This is a genomic window from Sphingopyxis sp. Geo25 (assembly GCF_949769135.1).
Classification (GTDB): Bacteria; Pseudomonadota; Alphaproteobacteria; order Sphingomonadales; family Sphingomonadaceae; genus Sphingopyxis.
On the sequence record NZ_CATKOZ010000009.1, the window covers coordinates 1 to 14,519 of the forward strand.

The window sequence follows — 14,519 nt, forward strand, 5'->3', positions numbered from 1 at the left end:
CTCCGTATCGGCTCGGTCCTGAAAGAGGGAGAGATGATTGACAAGGAGGGCGCTCTCCTCTGACGTAGCCTTATTTCCGGCCAACCACATGCCTGGCCAGCAGAAGAATTCGGGCCGCTTCGACTTGTCGCAACAGAAGGCGATATAGTGCGCGACCATAACGCGCACCGGCGTGTTCACGGCCTGGAAGTCGAATGTGCGATGCTCCTCCATCAGTGCATCGACCGGACCACCATCTCCTAGAAGACGTACTACGGCTTCCAGGGCCGCACGCGGATGATCGTAGCCGCAACGCTTGGTCAGTCGATCCGCTATATAATCATATTCGAGAGCGGAATAGGTTTGTACGCCGTTCGCAAGTTCCGGGGACTCCGCCGCAGCCAAGCAAAGAAGCGTAAAACGGGCGCCAGCATCCACGTCACTGATGAGGTCGTCGAAATGCTCTATATCCAGTGGAAAGCCGCGCGTGGGATTAATCGCCAGATCACAGATCAAAAGAAACAGACCGACCAGCGGGTCGTCGTAGCGCTCCGGCCACTGCGAGGCCGTCAACTTGAGGAACAATTCAAAGGCATCCCGGTAGAGCGGTGCGAAATAGCCATCGTCGAGATAGGTCTGAAGCAGATCCGGGCCGCCGGCCGACGCCAGAAACTGAATTTGACAGAAGCGGGCCTGACTTTCGAAGATGTGGCGCAGGCCGATTTCTGCGCAGGGCGGGCGCGGACCATAAGGAAAACCTTCGCTGTGCTCGGCATGCAGTCGGCGGGTTTCCGCATCCCAGCTCTCGGGATTGGGAAACTGGCCGTCAGCGAAGTCGCATGAGCCGTTGATGGCGCTGACGGTCTCACCATAGGCCTTGAGATAGCTGTGCCCTACGCCGAGGAAGAAGGGAGAAAGTTCATGCTCCAGCACCGATTTGGGGAATAAGGCGAGCCGCTTATAGAAGTCGATATCGAGTGCATTGTTGACCGCGACATTGCCGGCTACGAGACCAGGGTCGAGGGTATGCGTGCCGTCGATCAAAGCGCGATCGGCCCATGCCTTTACGGGCTTCACTGCCCCGACCTCCCGGGCAAAATCTGCGAGGAAGGCCATGCTGCCGTACACCCGCGCAGGATTGGCGAGGCTCAGGATTAGGCCTGCCGTCGAGCCCACATGCTGCCACCAGTGGATCGTTTCATGCAGATAGGTGGAATAGGCTTGGTACAGTTCGGCCGTGTCATAGCCGTCTGTCTCCTGCCGCGTGATGGCATCGACCAGTTCGTGCGTTCGAGGACTCAAGCGCAGTACGAAATGCTCCGTCGTGTATGTGCCGAGCGCATTGATAGTCGCCTCGAACACCGTCTGATCGCTGCCGGGATTGAGCAGCGCCGGGTCCAAGTCGGAAAACCGGATCATCGGGCTAATCCTTGCTCGTAAAGATGGCGGCTGGATACTCGCGGAAGATCCACTCGTCGCCGCCACCTTCCTCGCTCAGGAACCGGATCGTGTTCTCCACCATATCCGGATTTCCATGACCGGTCGGCAGAGGAAACTGACGAACGAGGAAGGTGGCGGGAATGCGAATGGCGCCGTCATGCTCCCATTGATTGATGCGCTCCATGTAAGCACGGGTGCGATTGTCGGCGACATCCAAGCGCGCGCCCTCTGGATAGGCGACATAGACCAATCCGAATTCCCCGCTCGGTACCTGCTTCAGCGCTTTAGCGAACAGGCCCACCGGTGCGCGACTCCGCTTGGTAATCGCTGCCTCAGCGTCGACCCGCCAAGCGAGCCCCACCGGCGAACGCACCTGGTCGACAGCTGCAGCGGGCGGTCCGTCGATCTGACAGATGAAGCCATCCCAGCTCGGCATATCCAGTTTCCAACCGAACACCTCATCTAACATGATCGGGCTGTACGCCTTCGTCACCTCATCGAGGTCGACGCGGCGAGGCAGCGGTCGAAACGCAACAGTACCCCAGGGGTAAGCCAGTGACCGCTCTGGATGCGCGGCAAGCCGCTGTCGGAGGCACGTCGCAGCGACATCCGCCATATCGACGGCGCTGGCCTCGACCGAGAATGCAACCTCGTAAGTGCCGAACTGGCCTCGCGCCATTGCATCAGCCTTGATAAGGCGAAACAGACTACGCATCCGCGCCTCTTCATCGACCTCATAGACGGTGAGTGCTGCGCTGCGCTTGCACTCGATGACCATGTTGAATGCGTCGGTGCTGCGCAGATCAGGCGATTTGACGCTCGTTGGCTCGACGAAGACCATGGCTCTGCCCTTCGCTGAGCAAGCAGCAGCGACGAGAAGCTCGAACATGATCGCATCCGTGTCGGCGCCGGAATAGAGGGCGTCAACCCTCTCCTGGGATCCACCGACCGCCCGCAGCGCCCCGACGCGCCGTCCGAGCTGCGCCAGCTGAGTTACGGCCAGCGCGCCGCCGAAATGGTCATAGCGTGGATCGTTATCGAGGTAGTCCTTCGCAAGAGTTATGGCTTGGCGAAGTCGGTGACCTTTCGGCCGTTCGCTTTCCAATCGCACACCCTTCACAATCGAGACGGGCTGTTCATCGGCCATCGATGATAGGCGAAATAGGTCGGCGGGTTCCCGCTCCAGCCAGCCGTTGGGTGCATGACGTTCAATGAGCTCGATAGCCTCGGGCAGATGGTCCTCAACATAAGCGGTCGCAGCAGGTGTGTCGTCCACGATCGACGCCCGACTGAGCCTCGGAAAAGGGTCACCGACTACCTCTTTCTTCTCGGCGAGGTCGTCCGGGTCGATCCCAGCCGCCTCGAGCGTAGCCGCGACTGCGGCATCGAGCTCGACACGGGCCCGTTGCGCGCGCTCTATCGCCGCATCCATTTCCAGTTTGGCAATCTTGGTCCGCTCGACGAAATAGCGGCGACGCAACTCCATGACCTTCGGCCATTCCGCGTCGAAAGCCTCCTGGCGGCGGTCCAATTCTTCCACAAGCGCTCTGAGGTGCTCGGGCGTGTCATCGGTAAGCGGGGGAAGGGTCGGCATCGTGGCGTCAGCGGTCCAAAGTGCACAGCCTGTCGTTCGGCACGCTCGTCCAAAGCGGCGGCCACAATGGCTGAAACGGCGACGCGTCGCTTGTGATCTCTTCATTGATCATGATGGGTCTCATCACGCGAACACCCCTCAATTGTAGCCACACTCGGAGTCAAATTATTCGATCGTTACTTGAATCGCGTTTAGATGCTTATGGCAAGGTGTCGACGATGCCTTTAGGACAGTCTGTAATCGCTGGCCGGCGCTGACCGATCTATTGCTGACGGCCGGATACGGCTCCAATAGCTGTCTGATCGATAGCGGGGGGATGGGATGGAGATCGCCAGTCTTAAGATCGAGAATTTCCGGGGTGTGCAAAACGGCACGGTCCGTTTTTCTCCGCACACGGTGCTCGTCGGTGCGAATAACTGTGGAAAGACCACCGTGATCGAGGCGCTGGCGCTCTTGTTCGGCCGCGACAGGATGATCCGCTCTTTGACCGAGCATGATTTCCACGGCAGCAATCCGCAGCCAGCAGATCGCATTCGGCTGACCGCAACGGTCATCGGCTTCCACGATGACGATCCGGCTCAGCATCCGGACTGGTTCCGGGACGACAGGGGCATCGTCAAATGGTGGAACGCGGCGACCGGTGTCGTCCATCCCGCACGTACCGATCCTGTATGGAAACTTGCCTGTCAGATTGCCTTCTCGGCTCGGTTCCATCGCCCCTCGCTGGAGGTGGAGACGCTGCGCTATTTCCACGATGACGACAGTGTCGGCGATGTGTTTGACGACGAGACGGCGACTCCGCTTCCTGCCCGTCTGATACGCGAACTTGGTTTCTTCTTCGTACCTGCGGCGCGGACTTGGGACCGTACCGTGTCGTTCGGTTCCGAGCTGTTCCGTCGCGTTGTAGCAGCAGGCGACGGACAGCCTTCTGAATCGGTTCTCGCCGAGCGCGACCGTTTGCGCGCGCCGGAAACGAGGCTTGAGCAGGACGAGCGGCTCTCGCCGATCGTCGATCGGCTCAATCACGAGCTGAGCGGCTTTTTCCGGACCAAACCGACATTGCATCTGCGGGTGACGCCCACCGATTCCGACGGGCTTCTCGAGTCGGTCATATCGCACTACGCGCATTACGGGGCGGACCTACCGCTCCCGGCGAAGCGGCATGGCAGCGGACTGCTATCGCTGCAGCATCTGTTGCTGCTGCTTGAGTTCGGGCGACTGCGGGTCGAGGCCGACGAGAATTTCTGGATGGCACTGGAAGAGCCTGAACTGCATGTCCCACCGGCATTGCAGCGGCGGCTGGTGCATCGATTGCAATCGCTTTCACGCCAGACACTCGTGTCGACCCACTCGCCAATGGTAGCCGCTCTCGCGGATCCACAAGGCGTCGCGGTCCTGCGCAATGAAGCCGGCATCTTGACTTCGGTGTCGCTCCTTCAATCGACCCTGCCGGCGGACACGCCCAACAGTGTCAGGAAGCTGTTCCAGGTAAACCGCGTCGAGACGATCGCTGCCATCATGCACGACTTCGTGCTGATTCCCGAGGGCAGGACAGACTATGAGTGGCTGGGGCTGCTCGTCCGGGCCGTCGACCTTCATCAGAGCTGGGCGGCTGCCGATGAATGCGGTTTCGACGCCTTAGTGGGCGTCATTCCAACTCATGACGGGTCTGTCGTGCGTACGGTTGCTGCGATATCCCCGCTCCATCCGCGTGTCGTCGCGCTTGTCGATGGCGATCCGGAAGGCGTGGGCTATGCTACCGCCCTCGCTGGGGCCGGCGCTCCGAATTCGGGAATCATCCTGCGTTGGGCCGACGGCCAGATGCTCGAGGATGTGATCGGCTGGATCATCGATGCCGACGCGGCCGCCTGCCTGCCGACAATCCCTATCGACAACCTTGCCGCGAATGTCGCCAATCTTGTGGCGCGTCTCAAGGACGAGGTGCGCGCAGCAGGTGGGCTGAAGAAGGATAGTTCCAGCTATGAAGCGATTGCCGGGGCGATCGGCGCAAATGAAGCATGTTGCGCGCGAGCGCGATCGCTCCTGAACGGCATCGCCGAAGTAGCCCAAGGCATCGATAACCCATTGTTCGTGGCGGACGCCGACCATCCGGCAATCAAGGTCTTCACGCCGTGACCATCCAGGCGGTCGAAGGCGGCGCGGGGTGCGGAAAGACCTATCGGCTCATGGAGATGCTGGCCGAGCGGCTCGAGACCCATCCGCTCGGCGACGGGCAGCGTGTTCTCGCGCTCACCTTCATGCATGGGTCGCGGCGGCGCTTGTCTGAGCGACTGCGCTTGGTCGCCAATCTGCACGGGCGCGTGGAATGCTGCACAATCGACGCCTTTGCCTGGCGCATCTATCGTCGGTGGCGTGGGCTGGCAGGCGCGCTCGCCATTGCTCCTGCAGACGAGGGCCAGTTTGATCGCGTATGCGATGCAGCCGGATTGCTACTCGAGCAGCCACAGGTTTGCGGCTGGGTGGCGGTGAGCTTTCCGATAGTGCTTGTCGATGAAGGCCAAGATCTGAAGCCCGAGCGCCTGCGCATGCTGAAGGCGCTCGTTGGCTCCGTCCACGCGCTGATCGCAGCCGACGAATTCCAGTGTCTCGATCAGGCGCTTCGCCCCAATCCGCTGGTCAACTGGATCCAGCAGGACGCCGAGCCTGAGACATTGGTGCAAATACGCCGCACGAATGCGATGGGTTTGTTGGCGGCAGCGACCGCGATTCGCGCCGGCAATGCGCCGGTCAATGGAGCTGGCTTCAAGCTGTTGCCGCCGGGCGCCAGCGTGCCGCTGGCTACGACTTTGCTGGCCAACGCGATCACTTGGCGGCAGGGCGGAGATGTCGCGGTTATCACACCGGCGCTACAAGGTGGCTTTGCCGCCTCGGTTGTTACTAGGCTAGGGCAGGGGCCGTGCGGAAAACAGCAAAACGGGCCCTACACCGTTCATTGGGAAGGGAATGACCGCGACGAGGCGCAGGCGATCATTGCGGATCTCGATCTCGCGGCCGACGTGCCTGCGGCTGCGGCCCTCGCAGCGCTACGGGAAATGCCCAGGACCGGCCCAGTGCGGGCCACTGTGTCATGGGTCGAAAACCAGTTCCATGCCTGTGGACGTGTAAACTTCACCCGTGCGGAAATCGAAGCAGTGATTTCACGGCAGGTTTCGCTGCGACGGCAGCATGGCGGCGGCGCGACGCATCAGTTGACGGCGATGACTGTGCAGCAGGCCAAGAACAGGGAGTTCGAGGGCGTCGTGGTCATTTGGCCCTACCAGGTGGGCGGCGATGCCGAACACAAGCGGCGCCTGCTCTACAACGCGATCACCCGGGCGAAACGATGGTGCAATGTCATAGTCCAGGGACAGAATATTCTCGGCGCTGCGCCGTTCGCGTGAATGCTCGACCCCGTGTCGCTGCCTTGGGCCGTGCATCAAAGACCCAACTATAGTCAGTATGAGTGAGATAGACAGACGGCCCCTTTATCGATGCGTTCGGAAGCAGGGGGGGATTGAAGGGTCGGCGAACTCTAGCGGCCATCTGCTAGGGTCAACCAAAGGAACAACCAATGGATTTGAGCGAAGCGATCAGCGAGCCTTTTGTGCAGCTCATCGATTTTCACAACGCATTCAATCGCGGTATCAAGGTCAGCTACGGAGCCATGATCTTCCTCGCTGATCAAACAAAATCGAACGACCCTGGCAACATTGTTGTGGTGCCGACCGGAAGCGAACCTTGGGGCGGGGCAACTCGCTGGCGTGACCTCGACCGTCCGCTAAAGGAAGCATCGATCTTCATTTCGGAAATGGGGATCACGCGGGCCGCAGCCGCTTTCGAAAATTATCTGATCGATGCCAAGAGCGAGTTCGATCGCGCTAATCTTCAACCGGCTGATACCGCCGGCACTGGGGCGTCAGCCCTGAAACGGCTCGACGCCCTGCTCGGGGCGAACACATTGGCCATGCGGGACCTTATCGCGATGGTCGAATTTTTCGACGCCGCACGCAACTGCGTGGTTCATCGTTCGAATGTCGCCAGCGATCAACTCGCGCGCTTGCGCAACGCGCCGGCGACGCTTGATGCCCTAACAAGGTGGCCAAAGCGCACAGGCAAATGGACTCTGTCGCTTCCGTCGGTCGTCGAGGACCAAGTCGTCGAATGGCAACCTCGCCACGCCATCTTCGCATCCGACGTGTTCTATCGATGCGCACGCGCGCTGGATCAGATACTCGTCGATCGGATGGGTCCTGCCGCGATGGCGCGGATGGCGGCGCACTGGTGCTTCATCGCCGTCCCGCCCGTGCCATGTCCTGCCAAGCTCAACCCGGAGACGATGGTACGTCGGCAGCTCACAAACCGCTACCGATCACGAACTACGATCCCGGAGACCGTTGCGCTGCTCAAGCAGACGGACATGTGGGATAAGGCGCGAGAAGCCTGGAACAAGCAATATCCGGATGGCCCAGAAACCGCCGCGGCGCGTCATCGGCGCGCGCGTCGAGCAAGACGCTGATAATTTCACCTAAGGCATATTTGCGACGTCCTTTTTTGCCCAAAGTACCCGCTCGCCCCTCATTCGACAGCTACGCGTCTAGCGGCGTGCAGCCAACAAAGCGAGCGCCGCATCTGTTGCGCGCGCAGTGACCTCGCAGGCTCGGTCAGGGGTCGCGCTGATATGGAGAGCGGCGTCTTGGCACTGGCGCGCATCGCACACCGCCCCGCGACGGACTCGCCAAGAGCGCGTTTGTCCGGCCCTTCGGGCCAGCGGCTTCGATGTCGGGGAGGCGGATGTGGTAAGCCCCGCTACATCTCTGCAGCGGGGCTTCCCTAGATTGCATCCAAAGATGCGATCAAATTCTGCCATTCTTTCGTCTGGACAGGTAATTGAAACGTCCGGGGTCGCTCGTTGGTTCCCTTGGTCTGGTCAGCCCTCGAAATTTCTCTTCTCATAGACGGTGCCGATCGTCGCGCCGTCCCAGACATAGCAGAGGTGTCGCTCCTGCCGGCAGTTTGCGAGCAGACGAGGCCGGAAGGCGGCGGCGCATTCGCCGCCGGGATCACGGACGCTGAGGTAGCGGATGCCATGCGATCCTCCCTCGCGCAGCTCGGTCGCGAGACCCTGCGAATGGGCGTAGGTGTCGGGATCGTAGAGATGGGCATGGCTGTCGATGTGGCCGCGGATGTCGTGCAGGTCCGCGGTGAGGTCGGCGGCGTAGACGCGCATGTCGATCTCCTGCGCCGGCTCGTCCGTGGCGGCAAGAAATCTGATGCGATGGTGTTTGGTCTCGGCGATGGCGGTCTCGATCGTGAGTCCGGCGTAGAAGACGCCGAAGCTACCGTCCGAGAAACGGCTGCCCTCCGTGTTGAGATGCGTGAATGCAGCCATGATCGGCGTCGTGCCGGGGCCTGCGACACGATCCTCGGGCGGGACGAGCGCGAGGTCGCCGACCTCGTCGCGGAGGCGGTCGTTGGTCATCGCTTCGATGATGAAGACGGCATCGAGGTCGGCCGGGTCCGTTACCTTGTCGAACAGTCCTACGGGCGGGAAGCGGCTCGGGATGATGCGGTAGCAGGGCGCCCAGCTCGTGGCGGTGATTGGAATGTCCAAGGGATCAACCGCGCTGGCCGTCGATATATTGGCGGACCACATAAAGATCGGAGACATTGCCGGACGCCATGCGGTCGATCGCAGGCTTGCCGCCGAACATGGCCGCCTTGTTTGGCTTGCGAACCCACGCGTCGGCGGTCTGCGGCACGAGGATCTGCAAACCCTTGTAGATGCCCATCACATAGGAGATGCGTTCGAGAGCATCCTTGCTGAGCGCGGCGACATCGCCGCGTTTCCAGTTGTGGAAGGTCGAACGGCTATCGAGGCCAAGGATATTCATCTGTTCGACCTCGCTGAGGTCCCAGGCCTCGGCGATGTTGAAGAAGGTCCGGAGCGCGGGGCCGGTGAGTTCCTTCCGGTCGATAGCTTTTACAGCGGTAGCCATATAGTCTCCAGTGAGAGCTATATGTTCCTTAAAGGAACAATTGTCAAGAATTGTTCCATATATGATACTGTGGGCGATGGGGAAGTGCGCATTATGGACGCTGATGAGATCGGTGCCATCGTCGTTGAGGCAATCGAGCAGCTTTACGCCGAAGAGGGCAAGATCATCTCCTTCGATATCGGCGAAAGAACGATCAGTTCCTCGCTTGCGTGGCTGCTCGTCCCTCATTTCCCCAAGCACAAGGTCCATGTCGAATATAATCGACATGACATATATCCCAAGGAGATCGAGCTGCCGGATGCGGAAGGCGAGCTGACCGAGAGCAAGGTCTTTCCCGACATCATCGTGCATGTGCCGGGATCCGACCACGACAATCTGCTGGTGATCGAGATCAAGAAGTCCACGAGCAACAGGAGCAATGAGCGCGACCTTATGAAGCTTCAGCAGATCAAGCAGAGCTTCCGCTATCGCCACGCGTTGTTTGTCCGCCTTTCGATGGGCGAGGAGGCTTCGATCGAAGACTGTGCCCTGCAATGGGTCTGAACTTTTCGATTTGCGTAGGAAGAAGGGGACGATGACCGAATTTTCCGATCTCAACGTCTTTCAGATGTTTGAAGCCAATGCCCGGCAGCCAGGCTTCTGGATCCGTCGAACGACCTGGGGGAACAGTTGCGCGCGCATCGTCGAGGTGGGACCCCTTAAAGGTCCTCCGCCATATTACGGCAATCCCAAAGTCTATGCGGACATCCATGATCTGACGACCGGCGCCCTGATCGAGGCTCGCGCGAAGATACCGGTGCCCGGCACGTACAAGACCTGGCGCAGGATCGACGCGCCGGACTGGTTTCGCGGCGACTGACACTAGCGTGCCGCGGCTCAGTTCGCGATCGTCACCGCAATCGGGCAATGATCGGAATAATGTTTCTCGCCGGGAGCGTAGAGCGTCTCGGCGAATCCTTTGAGGTCCGCCGCCGCTCGCTTGTCGAGAACGATATGGTCGATGAAGCTGGTGTAGCGGGGATCGCAGGCCGGTCCCTTCCCGGTGTCGGCAAGATGAAGGTCGGCGTTCGCCGGCTCGCCATCGTCGATCTCGGTCCATACAATATCGCCGCTCTGCCCGAGCCTGCGGTTCCAGTCGCCGAGAACGGCGAAGCGGTCGGGACCGCGCGCGGCTGCATCGATCCAGGCCTCGAGCGCGGGGAGCTGTTGCATCAGGGTCGGGCACGCCTTGCCCTCGCTGCCCGCGAAGCAACCCGACTTCAGATGAATGCCAAGCAGGCGGATCGGGGCGCGGTCTACCGGCCGCAATGTGATGTCGATCCCCGATCGCAACTGCGCGTTGCCGATCATCAGCGCCGTGACATCGGCATTGCGATCGAAGGCGATGCCCTTGCGGACCGCGAATCCTACCGCTTGGCGAATGACTTTCTGATCCGGATGCTCGCCGCCGCAGGTGCTGCTCGGCGCGCCCGGCCGCGCCTCCATGACGATCGTGTAGCTCGCCGGGTCGAAAATGCGTGCTGCCGCCGCAATGCTCTCGGCTTCCTGGAACGCGATCACATCGGCGTCGAGGCTGCCGACTATGCGGCGCATTGCGGCATAATCCTTATCATCGCGCGGGTTGCAACCGGCGCCGTTTTGCTCGGCGAGGAATTCGAGGTTCCAGCTCGCGACTTTGAGAGGCTTGGACTGCGGCGGCAGGGTTATCTCCGCAGACGAGCTCGCCGGGGCGAAGCAGGCGGTCGCGGTGAGGAACAGGGCGGATGCGATGAGGCGGATGGAGAGCATTGGTGCGCTAGTGCCCCAGCGCGTGTCCGAGTTCAATCGCTTCTCCTCTCATGCTGCGCCGCACATGGCGTCTCGCTTTGGCTGGCGCTATATCGCCCGCCCGGCCGGGATTCTCCGGCCGCACAAGGAGATATCAAATGAATCATGCCGAACTGTCGGACAGCGTCGCCGCATCGCTCGGAGTGAGCAAGGCCGAGGGCAAGAAGGCCGTCGATGCCGTTTTCGCGGCGATTACGGACGCCGCCGCCAAGGGCGAGGAAGTCTCGGTCAGCGGCTTCGGCAAGTTCAAGGTCTCGACGTCGGCTGCTCGTGAGGGCCGCAACCCCGCGACCGGCGAGACCATGCAGATCGCTGCCAAGAAGAAGCTCGGTTTCGGCGCCGCCAAGGCGGTCAAGGATCGCCTCAACGGTTGAGCAGGTGCGTCCCGCCCGCCAGCCGGCGGGACGGCCGCGCGGCGGCATGTCGAGCGCGGCATATGATGAGCGCGCTCTGGCCTCGCAGGCTCCGGCCAGGGGTCGCGATCCTGTTTTGGCCGCGCGGCGCACTTGGTCTCGCCATCCTTGCGGCGCGGGCGCACGCACCCGGGGCGGGTGGACAGCGCTGGCGCGCTGCCACGGTCCTGGCTACGCCAAGACCTACCCTCCCGTCTGCGCGCACGCCGCGCCGCTGCGGGCTCGCCAAGAGCGCGCTTTTCATTCGGCCCTTCGGGCCGGGCAGCAGTGCGGTCTATAGCGGCAGGTCGGCCTGCGCGCGCAGCGGTTCGATGAAGAATGCGTGTCGCGGCGGCTCCTCGAACAGCACCTCGTTGGGGAGGCTGCCGTCGATCCAGTGCATCACATCGCGGCGGTGGATGATGACGCCATGGCGCTGCTGATAGGGAATAACATCTGCCCCTGCCGGGATGGTGAGTATCCGGTACGAGAGGGGCCAGTCGGCGAGCGGCGGATCCCAGATCGCGGCGAGGTAGAAGAAATTGCCGCTGTCGAGCGTCACCCGGTAGCGGTGATCGCCGGTGCCCATGCGGAATTCCGAGGCGGGGATCAGGCAACGGCGCTTCGGGAAGGCGCGGCCTTCGGACCGGACGAAGCGATAGTTGATGCCGTCGGAAAAGCGTGGATCGCTTCCCCAGACCGCCTCGACCATTTCTAACTCGCTTTCATGCTCCGGATTGCGTCTTATGAGCGCACGGCGGCTGCCATCCGGGGCATCGGGATCGAAAGGGGTTGGCGCCGTGCGCATGGTTGGAACATAATGGGAACGATTGCGAGTCGCAAGCATCAGGGGCGGCACTGGAATGTGTAACGATTACAAGCTGGAAGTCGACGTTGCTTCGATCATGGAAGACTTCGACGACCTCCAGATCAAGATCAAAATGCCCGAAGGCGCTCCCAATGTGCCGGCGCGCGAGGATGTGCGAATCACTGACATGGCGCCGATCGTGAAGGCGAGTGACGGCGATGCCGTCGGCGAACTTGTGAACCGGCGATGGAGCTGGCCGGGGCAGGGCGGAAAGCCGGTCTATAATGTTCGCTCCGAGCGCCGCGAACTTGGCGCGGGCCGCTGTCTCGTTCTGTGCGACGGTTTCTACGAGTTCACCGATCCGACAGACCTGTCGCAAAAGCGGCTCGATAAATGGCTCTTCACGATGAAAGATCATCGCTGGTTCTGCATGGCGGGCATCTGGCGCGATGCGCATGTCGGCGAAGCCTTCAGCCTGCTGACAATGGACGCAGGTCCCGATATCGCGCCCTACCATCACCGCCAGATCATCCCGCTACCGCGCGACAAATGGCCCGCCTGGCTCGATCCCCGCGTACCGGCCGAAGACGTCCTGCAATGGCTGCCCGAAGGAATGCTCGAGGTGACCCAGGTCTATGGCAAACCGCCGGCGCAGGGAGCGCTCGCGTTATGACCATGACCGACGCCGAAGGGCTCGATCTTTTCGTAAAGGCGCAGGAGCAAGTTTATCCTCGGGCACTCGAAGAGATCAGGCGCGGGCGGAAGCGCACGCATTGGATGTGGTTCGTCTTTCCTCAACTGGCCGGCCTGGGGCGAAGTGCTATGGCGCAGCTCTACGGCCTCGCAGGCGTCGAGGAAGCGCGTGCCTATCTCGCCCATCCGCTTCTCGGCGCGCGCTATCTCGAATGCGTCGAGGCACTGCAGGATCTGACGGGCAGCGACCCGGTAGCGGTGTTCGGTGAGGTCGACAGTGTCAAACTTCGATCGTCGCTCACGTTGTTCGAGGCGGCCTCTGACAATTCGCTCTTGGTGGCCGCGCTAAACCGATGGTTCGGGGGCGAACGTGATGATCGCAGCCTCGCCTTGCTCGGCGCCGGAGGCACAGACTGAAGCGAACGAAAGGCTGTCCGGGGCGATGGAACTGAACAATCGCGAAATCGCAACGCTGATTTGGCTGGCGATCCTCGCGGTTGTCGTCTTCCGCCTGGCCTCGGTCCGGATCGCCTTTCGGGGCCTGCTGAGCGCTTTTGCGCAGCGCCAGATCCTCATGATCTACGGCGTGGCAGGCCTTTATGTAGGCGCGTGTGTCGCGTTTCTCTCGTGGTGGGGGATATGGACGACCGACAACCTCAAATCGACGATCTTGTGGTCGATCACCTTCCTCTTCGTAACGCTCATCGATGCCAATCGGATCGATGAGGACAAAACCTACTTCGGCCGGACGATCCGCGATACGCTCGGCCTTACGGGCCTCCTCGTCTTTATCGGCGGCCTCGAGAGCTTCAGCCTTTCAGCCGAGTTGCTCTTCGTACCGGTGATATCGTTCGTGTCGCTCACGCACCAGGTCGGCCTCAGCAATCCAGCACACAAACCCGCCTCGAACTGCCTCGGCGCACTCCTCGTGGCCGCAGGCATCGCCATTCTCACGTACAGCATTCACGCAACCTGGCTCGAATGGGCGAAGTTCGACCTGCGCAAGAATCTGAGCGAACTGCTCGTTCCCATTCTTCTGTCGCTTCTTTTCCTGCCCTTTCTGTACGCCCTCTCGATTTTCCTCGTGTATGACCGCAACTTCACGAACATCGCATATGCCTTGCCCGACAAGGGGCTTGCGCGTTTCGCTCGGCGCCGCGCGCTTTTCGCCTTTCGTACCGACCTCAATCTCCTGAAGCGCTGGCGCCATATCATCGTCCAGCGGCGCCCTTCAGATCGGCTGGGCGTCGTGCAGGCGATTGCTCAGGCGATGCGCGAGCGCGACAATGCGTTGCGGCGTTCGGCCGTCGACGCCGCTGACGGCTGGTCGCCATACGCGGCCGTGGAATTCCTCGCGTCTGAAGGTTTTTCGCCGCCAGACTATCTCTGGTATTTCGATGGGTATCGCGCGCGCGTCACGCACAAGTTCGGTGATGATCCGCTCGCCAACTATGCCACCTATTATGTCGAGGGCGACGAGGCACACGCGACGCTGTTGACCCTCGAACTCTGGATATGGGGGAAGGATGATCGCGAAAGGGACGAGCAGCGCTTTGCCGAACTCATCGCCATATTGATGGATCGTGCGGTGGGCGCGGAGGCCCGGGCTGCTTTTCGCGATGAACTCGACCCTGAGGTCGATGGCGCCTCGCTCGATTGGAACGGATATCGCTTCCGGATCGAAGCCGAAGAACCGAATCCGACCGGGCGATATTCGCTCGATTTTTCGATCGTGCACCCCAGCAATCCTGAAAACACCTCATCCTGATCCCACCAATTATCCGGACATC

Annotated in this window: 15 protein-coding genes; 9 read left to right on the forward strand and 6 right to left on the reverse strand. The window is 61.2% G+C overall.

The window, feature by feature from the left end; all coding sequences use genetic code 11:
- Positions 1 to 1,398, reverse strand: a 1,398-nt coding sequence (locus QOL68_RS17510) for a hypothetical protein (RefSeq protein WP_282950274.1), incomplete at its 3' end; no start/stop codon positions are given.
- A 4-nt stretch (positions 1,399 to 1,402) separates the two neighbouring features.
- Positions 1,403 to 3,013 (reverse strand): hypothetical protein, encoded by a 1,611-nt coding sequence (locus tag QOL68_RS17515; RefSeq protein WP_282950275.1) that lies wholly within the window; start codon positions 3,011 to 3,013, stop codon positions 1,403 to 1,405.
- A gap of 321 nt (positions 3,014 to 3,334) precedes the next feature.
- Between QOL68_RS17515 and QOL68_RS17520 the strand changes: the two genes are divergently transcribed.
- The 3 genes from QOL68_RS17520 (at position 3,335) to QOL68_RS17530 (ending at position 7,529) form a co-directional block, all read left to right on the forward strand.
- Positions 3,335 to 5,149, forward strand: a complete 1,815-nt coding sequence (locus QOL68_RS17520) for an ATP-dependent nuclease (protein ID WP_282950276.1) — start codon at positions 3,335 to 3,337, stop codon at positions 5,147 to 5,149.
- Complete coding sequence (locus tag QOL68_RS17525; protein WP_282950277.1) at positions 5,146 to 6,414, forward strand: ATP-binding domain-containing protein; 1,269 nt, start codon at positions 5,146 to 5,148, stop codon at positions 6,412 to 6,414. The genes QOL68_RS17520 and QOL68_RS17525 overlap by 4 nt, the downstream gene beginning before the upstream one ends.
- A gap of 170 nt (positions 6,415 to 6,584) precedes the next feature.
- Positions 6,585 to 7,529 (forward strand): hypothetical protein, encoded by a 945-nt coding sequence (locus QOL68_RS17530; RefSeq protein WP_282950278.1) that lies wholly within the window; start codon positions 6,585 to 6,587, stop codon positions 7,527 to 7,529.
- A gap of 411 nt (positions 7,530 to 7,940) precedes the next feature.
- Here QOL68_RS17530 and QOL68_RS17535 read toward each other — a convergent pair whose 3' ends face one another.
- Both QOL68_RS17535 and QOL68_RS17540 read right to left on the reverse strand, forming a co-directional pair.
- The gene (locus QOL68_RS17535; RefSeq protein WP_282950279.1) at positions 7,941 to 8,624 is read right to left on the reverse strand and encodes an RES family NAD+ phosphorylase; all 684 of its coding nucleotides are present in this window, start codon (positions 8,622 to 8,624) and stop codon (positions 7,941 to 7,943) included.
- A gap of 4 nt (positions 8,625 to 8,628) precedes the next feature.
- Positions 8,629 to 9,009, reverse strand: coding sequence for an antitoxin Xre-like helix-turn-helix domain-containing protein (locus tag QOL68_RS17540; protein ID WP_282950280.1), 381 nt, complete (start codon positions 9,007 to 9,009; stop codon positions 8,629 to 8,631).
- A 69-nt stretch (positions 9,010 to 9,078) separates the two neighbouring features.
- Between QOL68_RS17540 and QOL68_RS17545 the strand changes: the two genes are divergently transcribed.
- Together QOL68_RS17545 and QOL68_RS17550 are read left to right on the forward strand one after the other, a co-directional pair.
- Complete coding sequence (locus QOL68_RS17545) at positions 9,079 to 9,552, forward strand: hypothetical protein (protein ID WP_282950281.1); 474 nt, start codon at positions 9,079 to 9,081, stop codon at positions 9,550 to 9,552.
- 31 nt (positions 9,553 to 9,583) lie between these two features.
- Positions 9,584 to 9,868, forward strand: coding sequence for a hypothetical protein (locus QOL68_RS17550; RefSeq protein WP_282950282.1), 285 nt, complete (start codon positions 9,584 to 9,586; stop codon positions 9,866 to 9,868).
- A gap of 17 nt (positions 9,869 to 9,885) precedes the next feature.
- On the opposite strand, the gene QOL68_RS17555 is transcribed toward QOL68_RS17550, so the two are convergent.
- Complete coding sequence (locus tag QOL68_RS17555) at positions 9,886 to 10,797, reverse strand: endonuclease/exonuclease/phosphatase family protein (RefSeq protein WP_282950283.1); 912 nt, start codon at positions 10,795 to 10,797, stop codon at positions 9,886 to 9,888.
- A gap of 137 nt (positions 10,798 to 10,934) precedes the next feature.
- Here QOL68_RS17555 and QOL68_RS17560 point away from each other — a divergent pair, with 137 nt between their 5' ends.
- Entirely contained in the window at positions 10,935 to 11,210 is a 276-nt protein-coding gene (locus QOL68_RS17560; RefSeq protein ID WP_282950284.1) for an HU family DNA-binding protein, read from the forward strand.
- A gap of 313 nt (positions 11,211 to 11,523) precedes the next feature.
- Here QOL68_RS17560 and QOL68_RS17565 read toward each other — a convergent pair whose 3' ends face one another.
- On the reverse strand, positions 11,524 to 11,940 hold the full coding sequence (locus QOL68_RS17565) for an SOS response-associated peptidase family protein (protein ID WP_282950285.1): 417 nt from the start codon (positions 11,938 to 11,940) through the stop codon (positions 11,524 to 11,526).
- A gap of 151 nt (positions 11,941 to 12,091) precedes the next feature.
- On the opposite strand from QOL68_RS17565, the gene QOL68_RS17570 reads away from it, so the two are divergent.
- The 3 genes from QOL68_RS17570 to QOL68_RS17580 are packed head-to-tail and all read left to right on the forward strand — an operon-like array spanning position 12,092 to position 14,497.
- The gene (locus QOL68_RS17570) at positions 12,092 to 12,709 is read left to right on the forward strand and encodes an SOS response-associated peptidase family protein (RefSeq protein ID WP_282950286.1); all 618 of its coding nucleotides are present in this window, start codon (positions 12,092 to 12,094) and stop codon (positions 12,707 to 12,709) included.
- 2 nt (positions 12,710 to 12,711) lie between these two features.
- A complete protein-coding gene (locus tag QOL68_RS17575) occupies positions 12,712 to 13,146 on the forward strand; it encodes a DUF1810 domain-containing protein (RefSeq protein ID WP_282950373.1) in 435 nt (144 codons plus the stop codon).
- 25 nt (positions 13,147 to 13,171) lie between these two features.
- Positions 13,172 to 14,497 (forward strand): hypothetical protein, encoded by a 1,326-nt coding sequence (locus QOL68_RS17580; protein ID WP_282950287.1) that lies wholly within the window; start codon positions 13,172 to 13,174, stop codon positions 14,495 to 14,497.
- The last annotated feature ends 22 nt before the right edge of the window (positions 14,498 to 14,519 follow it).

Excerpts from the sequence above, each read along its gene's own strand:
- QOL68_RS17515 (WP_282950275.1), bottom strand. The coding sequence starts at position 3,013 with ATGCCGACCCTTCCCCCGCTTACCGATGACACGCCCGAGCACCTCAGA.
- QOL68_RS17520 (WP_282950276.1), top strand. The coding sequence starts at position 3,335 with ATGGAGATCGCCAGTCTTAAGATCGAGAATTTCCGGGGTGTGCAAAAC.
- QOL68_RS17530 (WP_282950278.1), top strand. The coding sequence starts at position 6,585 with ATGGATTTGAGCGAAGCGATCAGCGAGCCTTTTGTGCAGCTCATCGAT.
- QOL68_RS17540 (WP_282950280.1), bottom strand. The coding sequence starts at position 9,009 with ATGGCTACCGCTGTAAAAGCTATCGACCGGAAGGAACTCACCGGCCCC.
- QOL68_RS17550 (WP_282950282.1), top strand. The coding sequence starts at position 9,584 with ATGACCGAATTTTCCGATCTCAACGTCTTTCAGATGTTTGAAGCCAAT.
- QOL68_RS17555 (WP_282950283.1), bottom strand. The coding sequence starts at position 10,797 with ATGCTCTCCATCCGCCTCATCGCATCCGCCCTGTTCCTCACCGCGACC.
- QOL68_RS17560 (WP_282950284.1), top strand. The coding sequence starts at position 10,935 with ATGAATCATGCCGAACTGTCGGACAGCGTCGCCGCATCGCTCGGAGTG.
- QOL68_RS17565 (WP_282950285.1), bottom strand. The coding sequence starts at position 11,940 with ATGGTCGAGGCGGTCTGGGGAAGCGATCCACGCTTTTCCGACGGCATC.
- QOL68_RS17570 (WP_282950286.1), top strand. The coding sequence starts at position 12,092 with ATGTGTAACGATTACAAGCTGGAAGTCGACGTTGCTTCGATCATGGAA.
- QOL68_RS17575 (WP_282950373.1), top strand. The coding sequence starts at position 12,712 with ATGACCGACGCCGAAGGGCTCGATCTTTTCGTAAAGGCGCAGGAGCAA.
- QOL68_RS17580 (WP_282950287.1), top strand. The coding sequence starts at position 13,172 with ATGGAACTGAACAATCGCGAAATCGCAACGCTGATTTGGCTGGCGATC.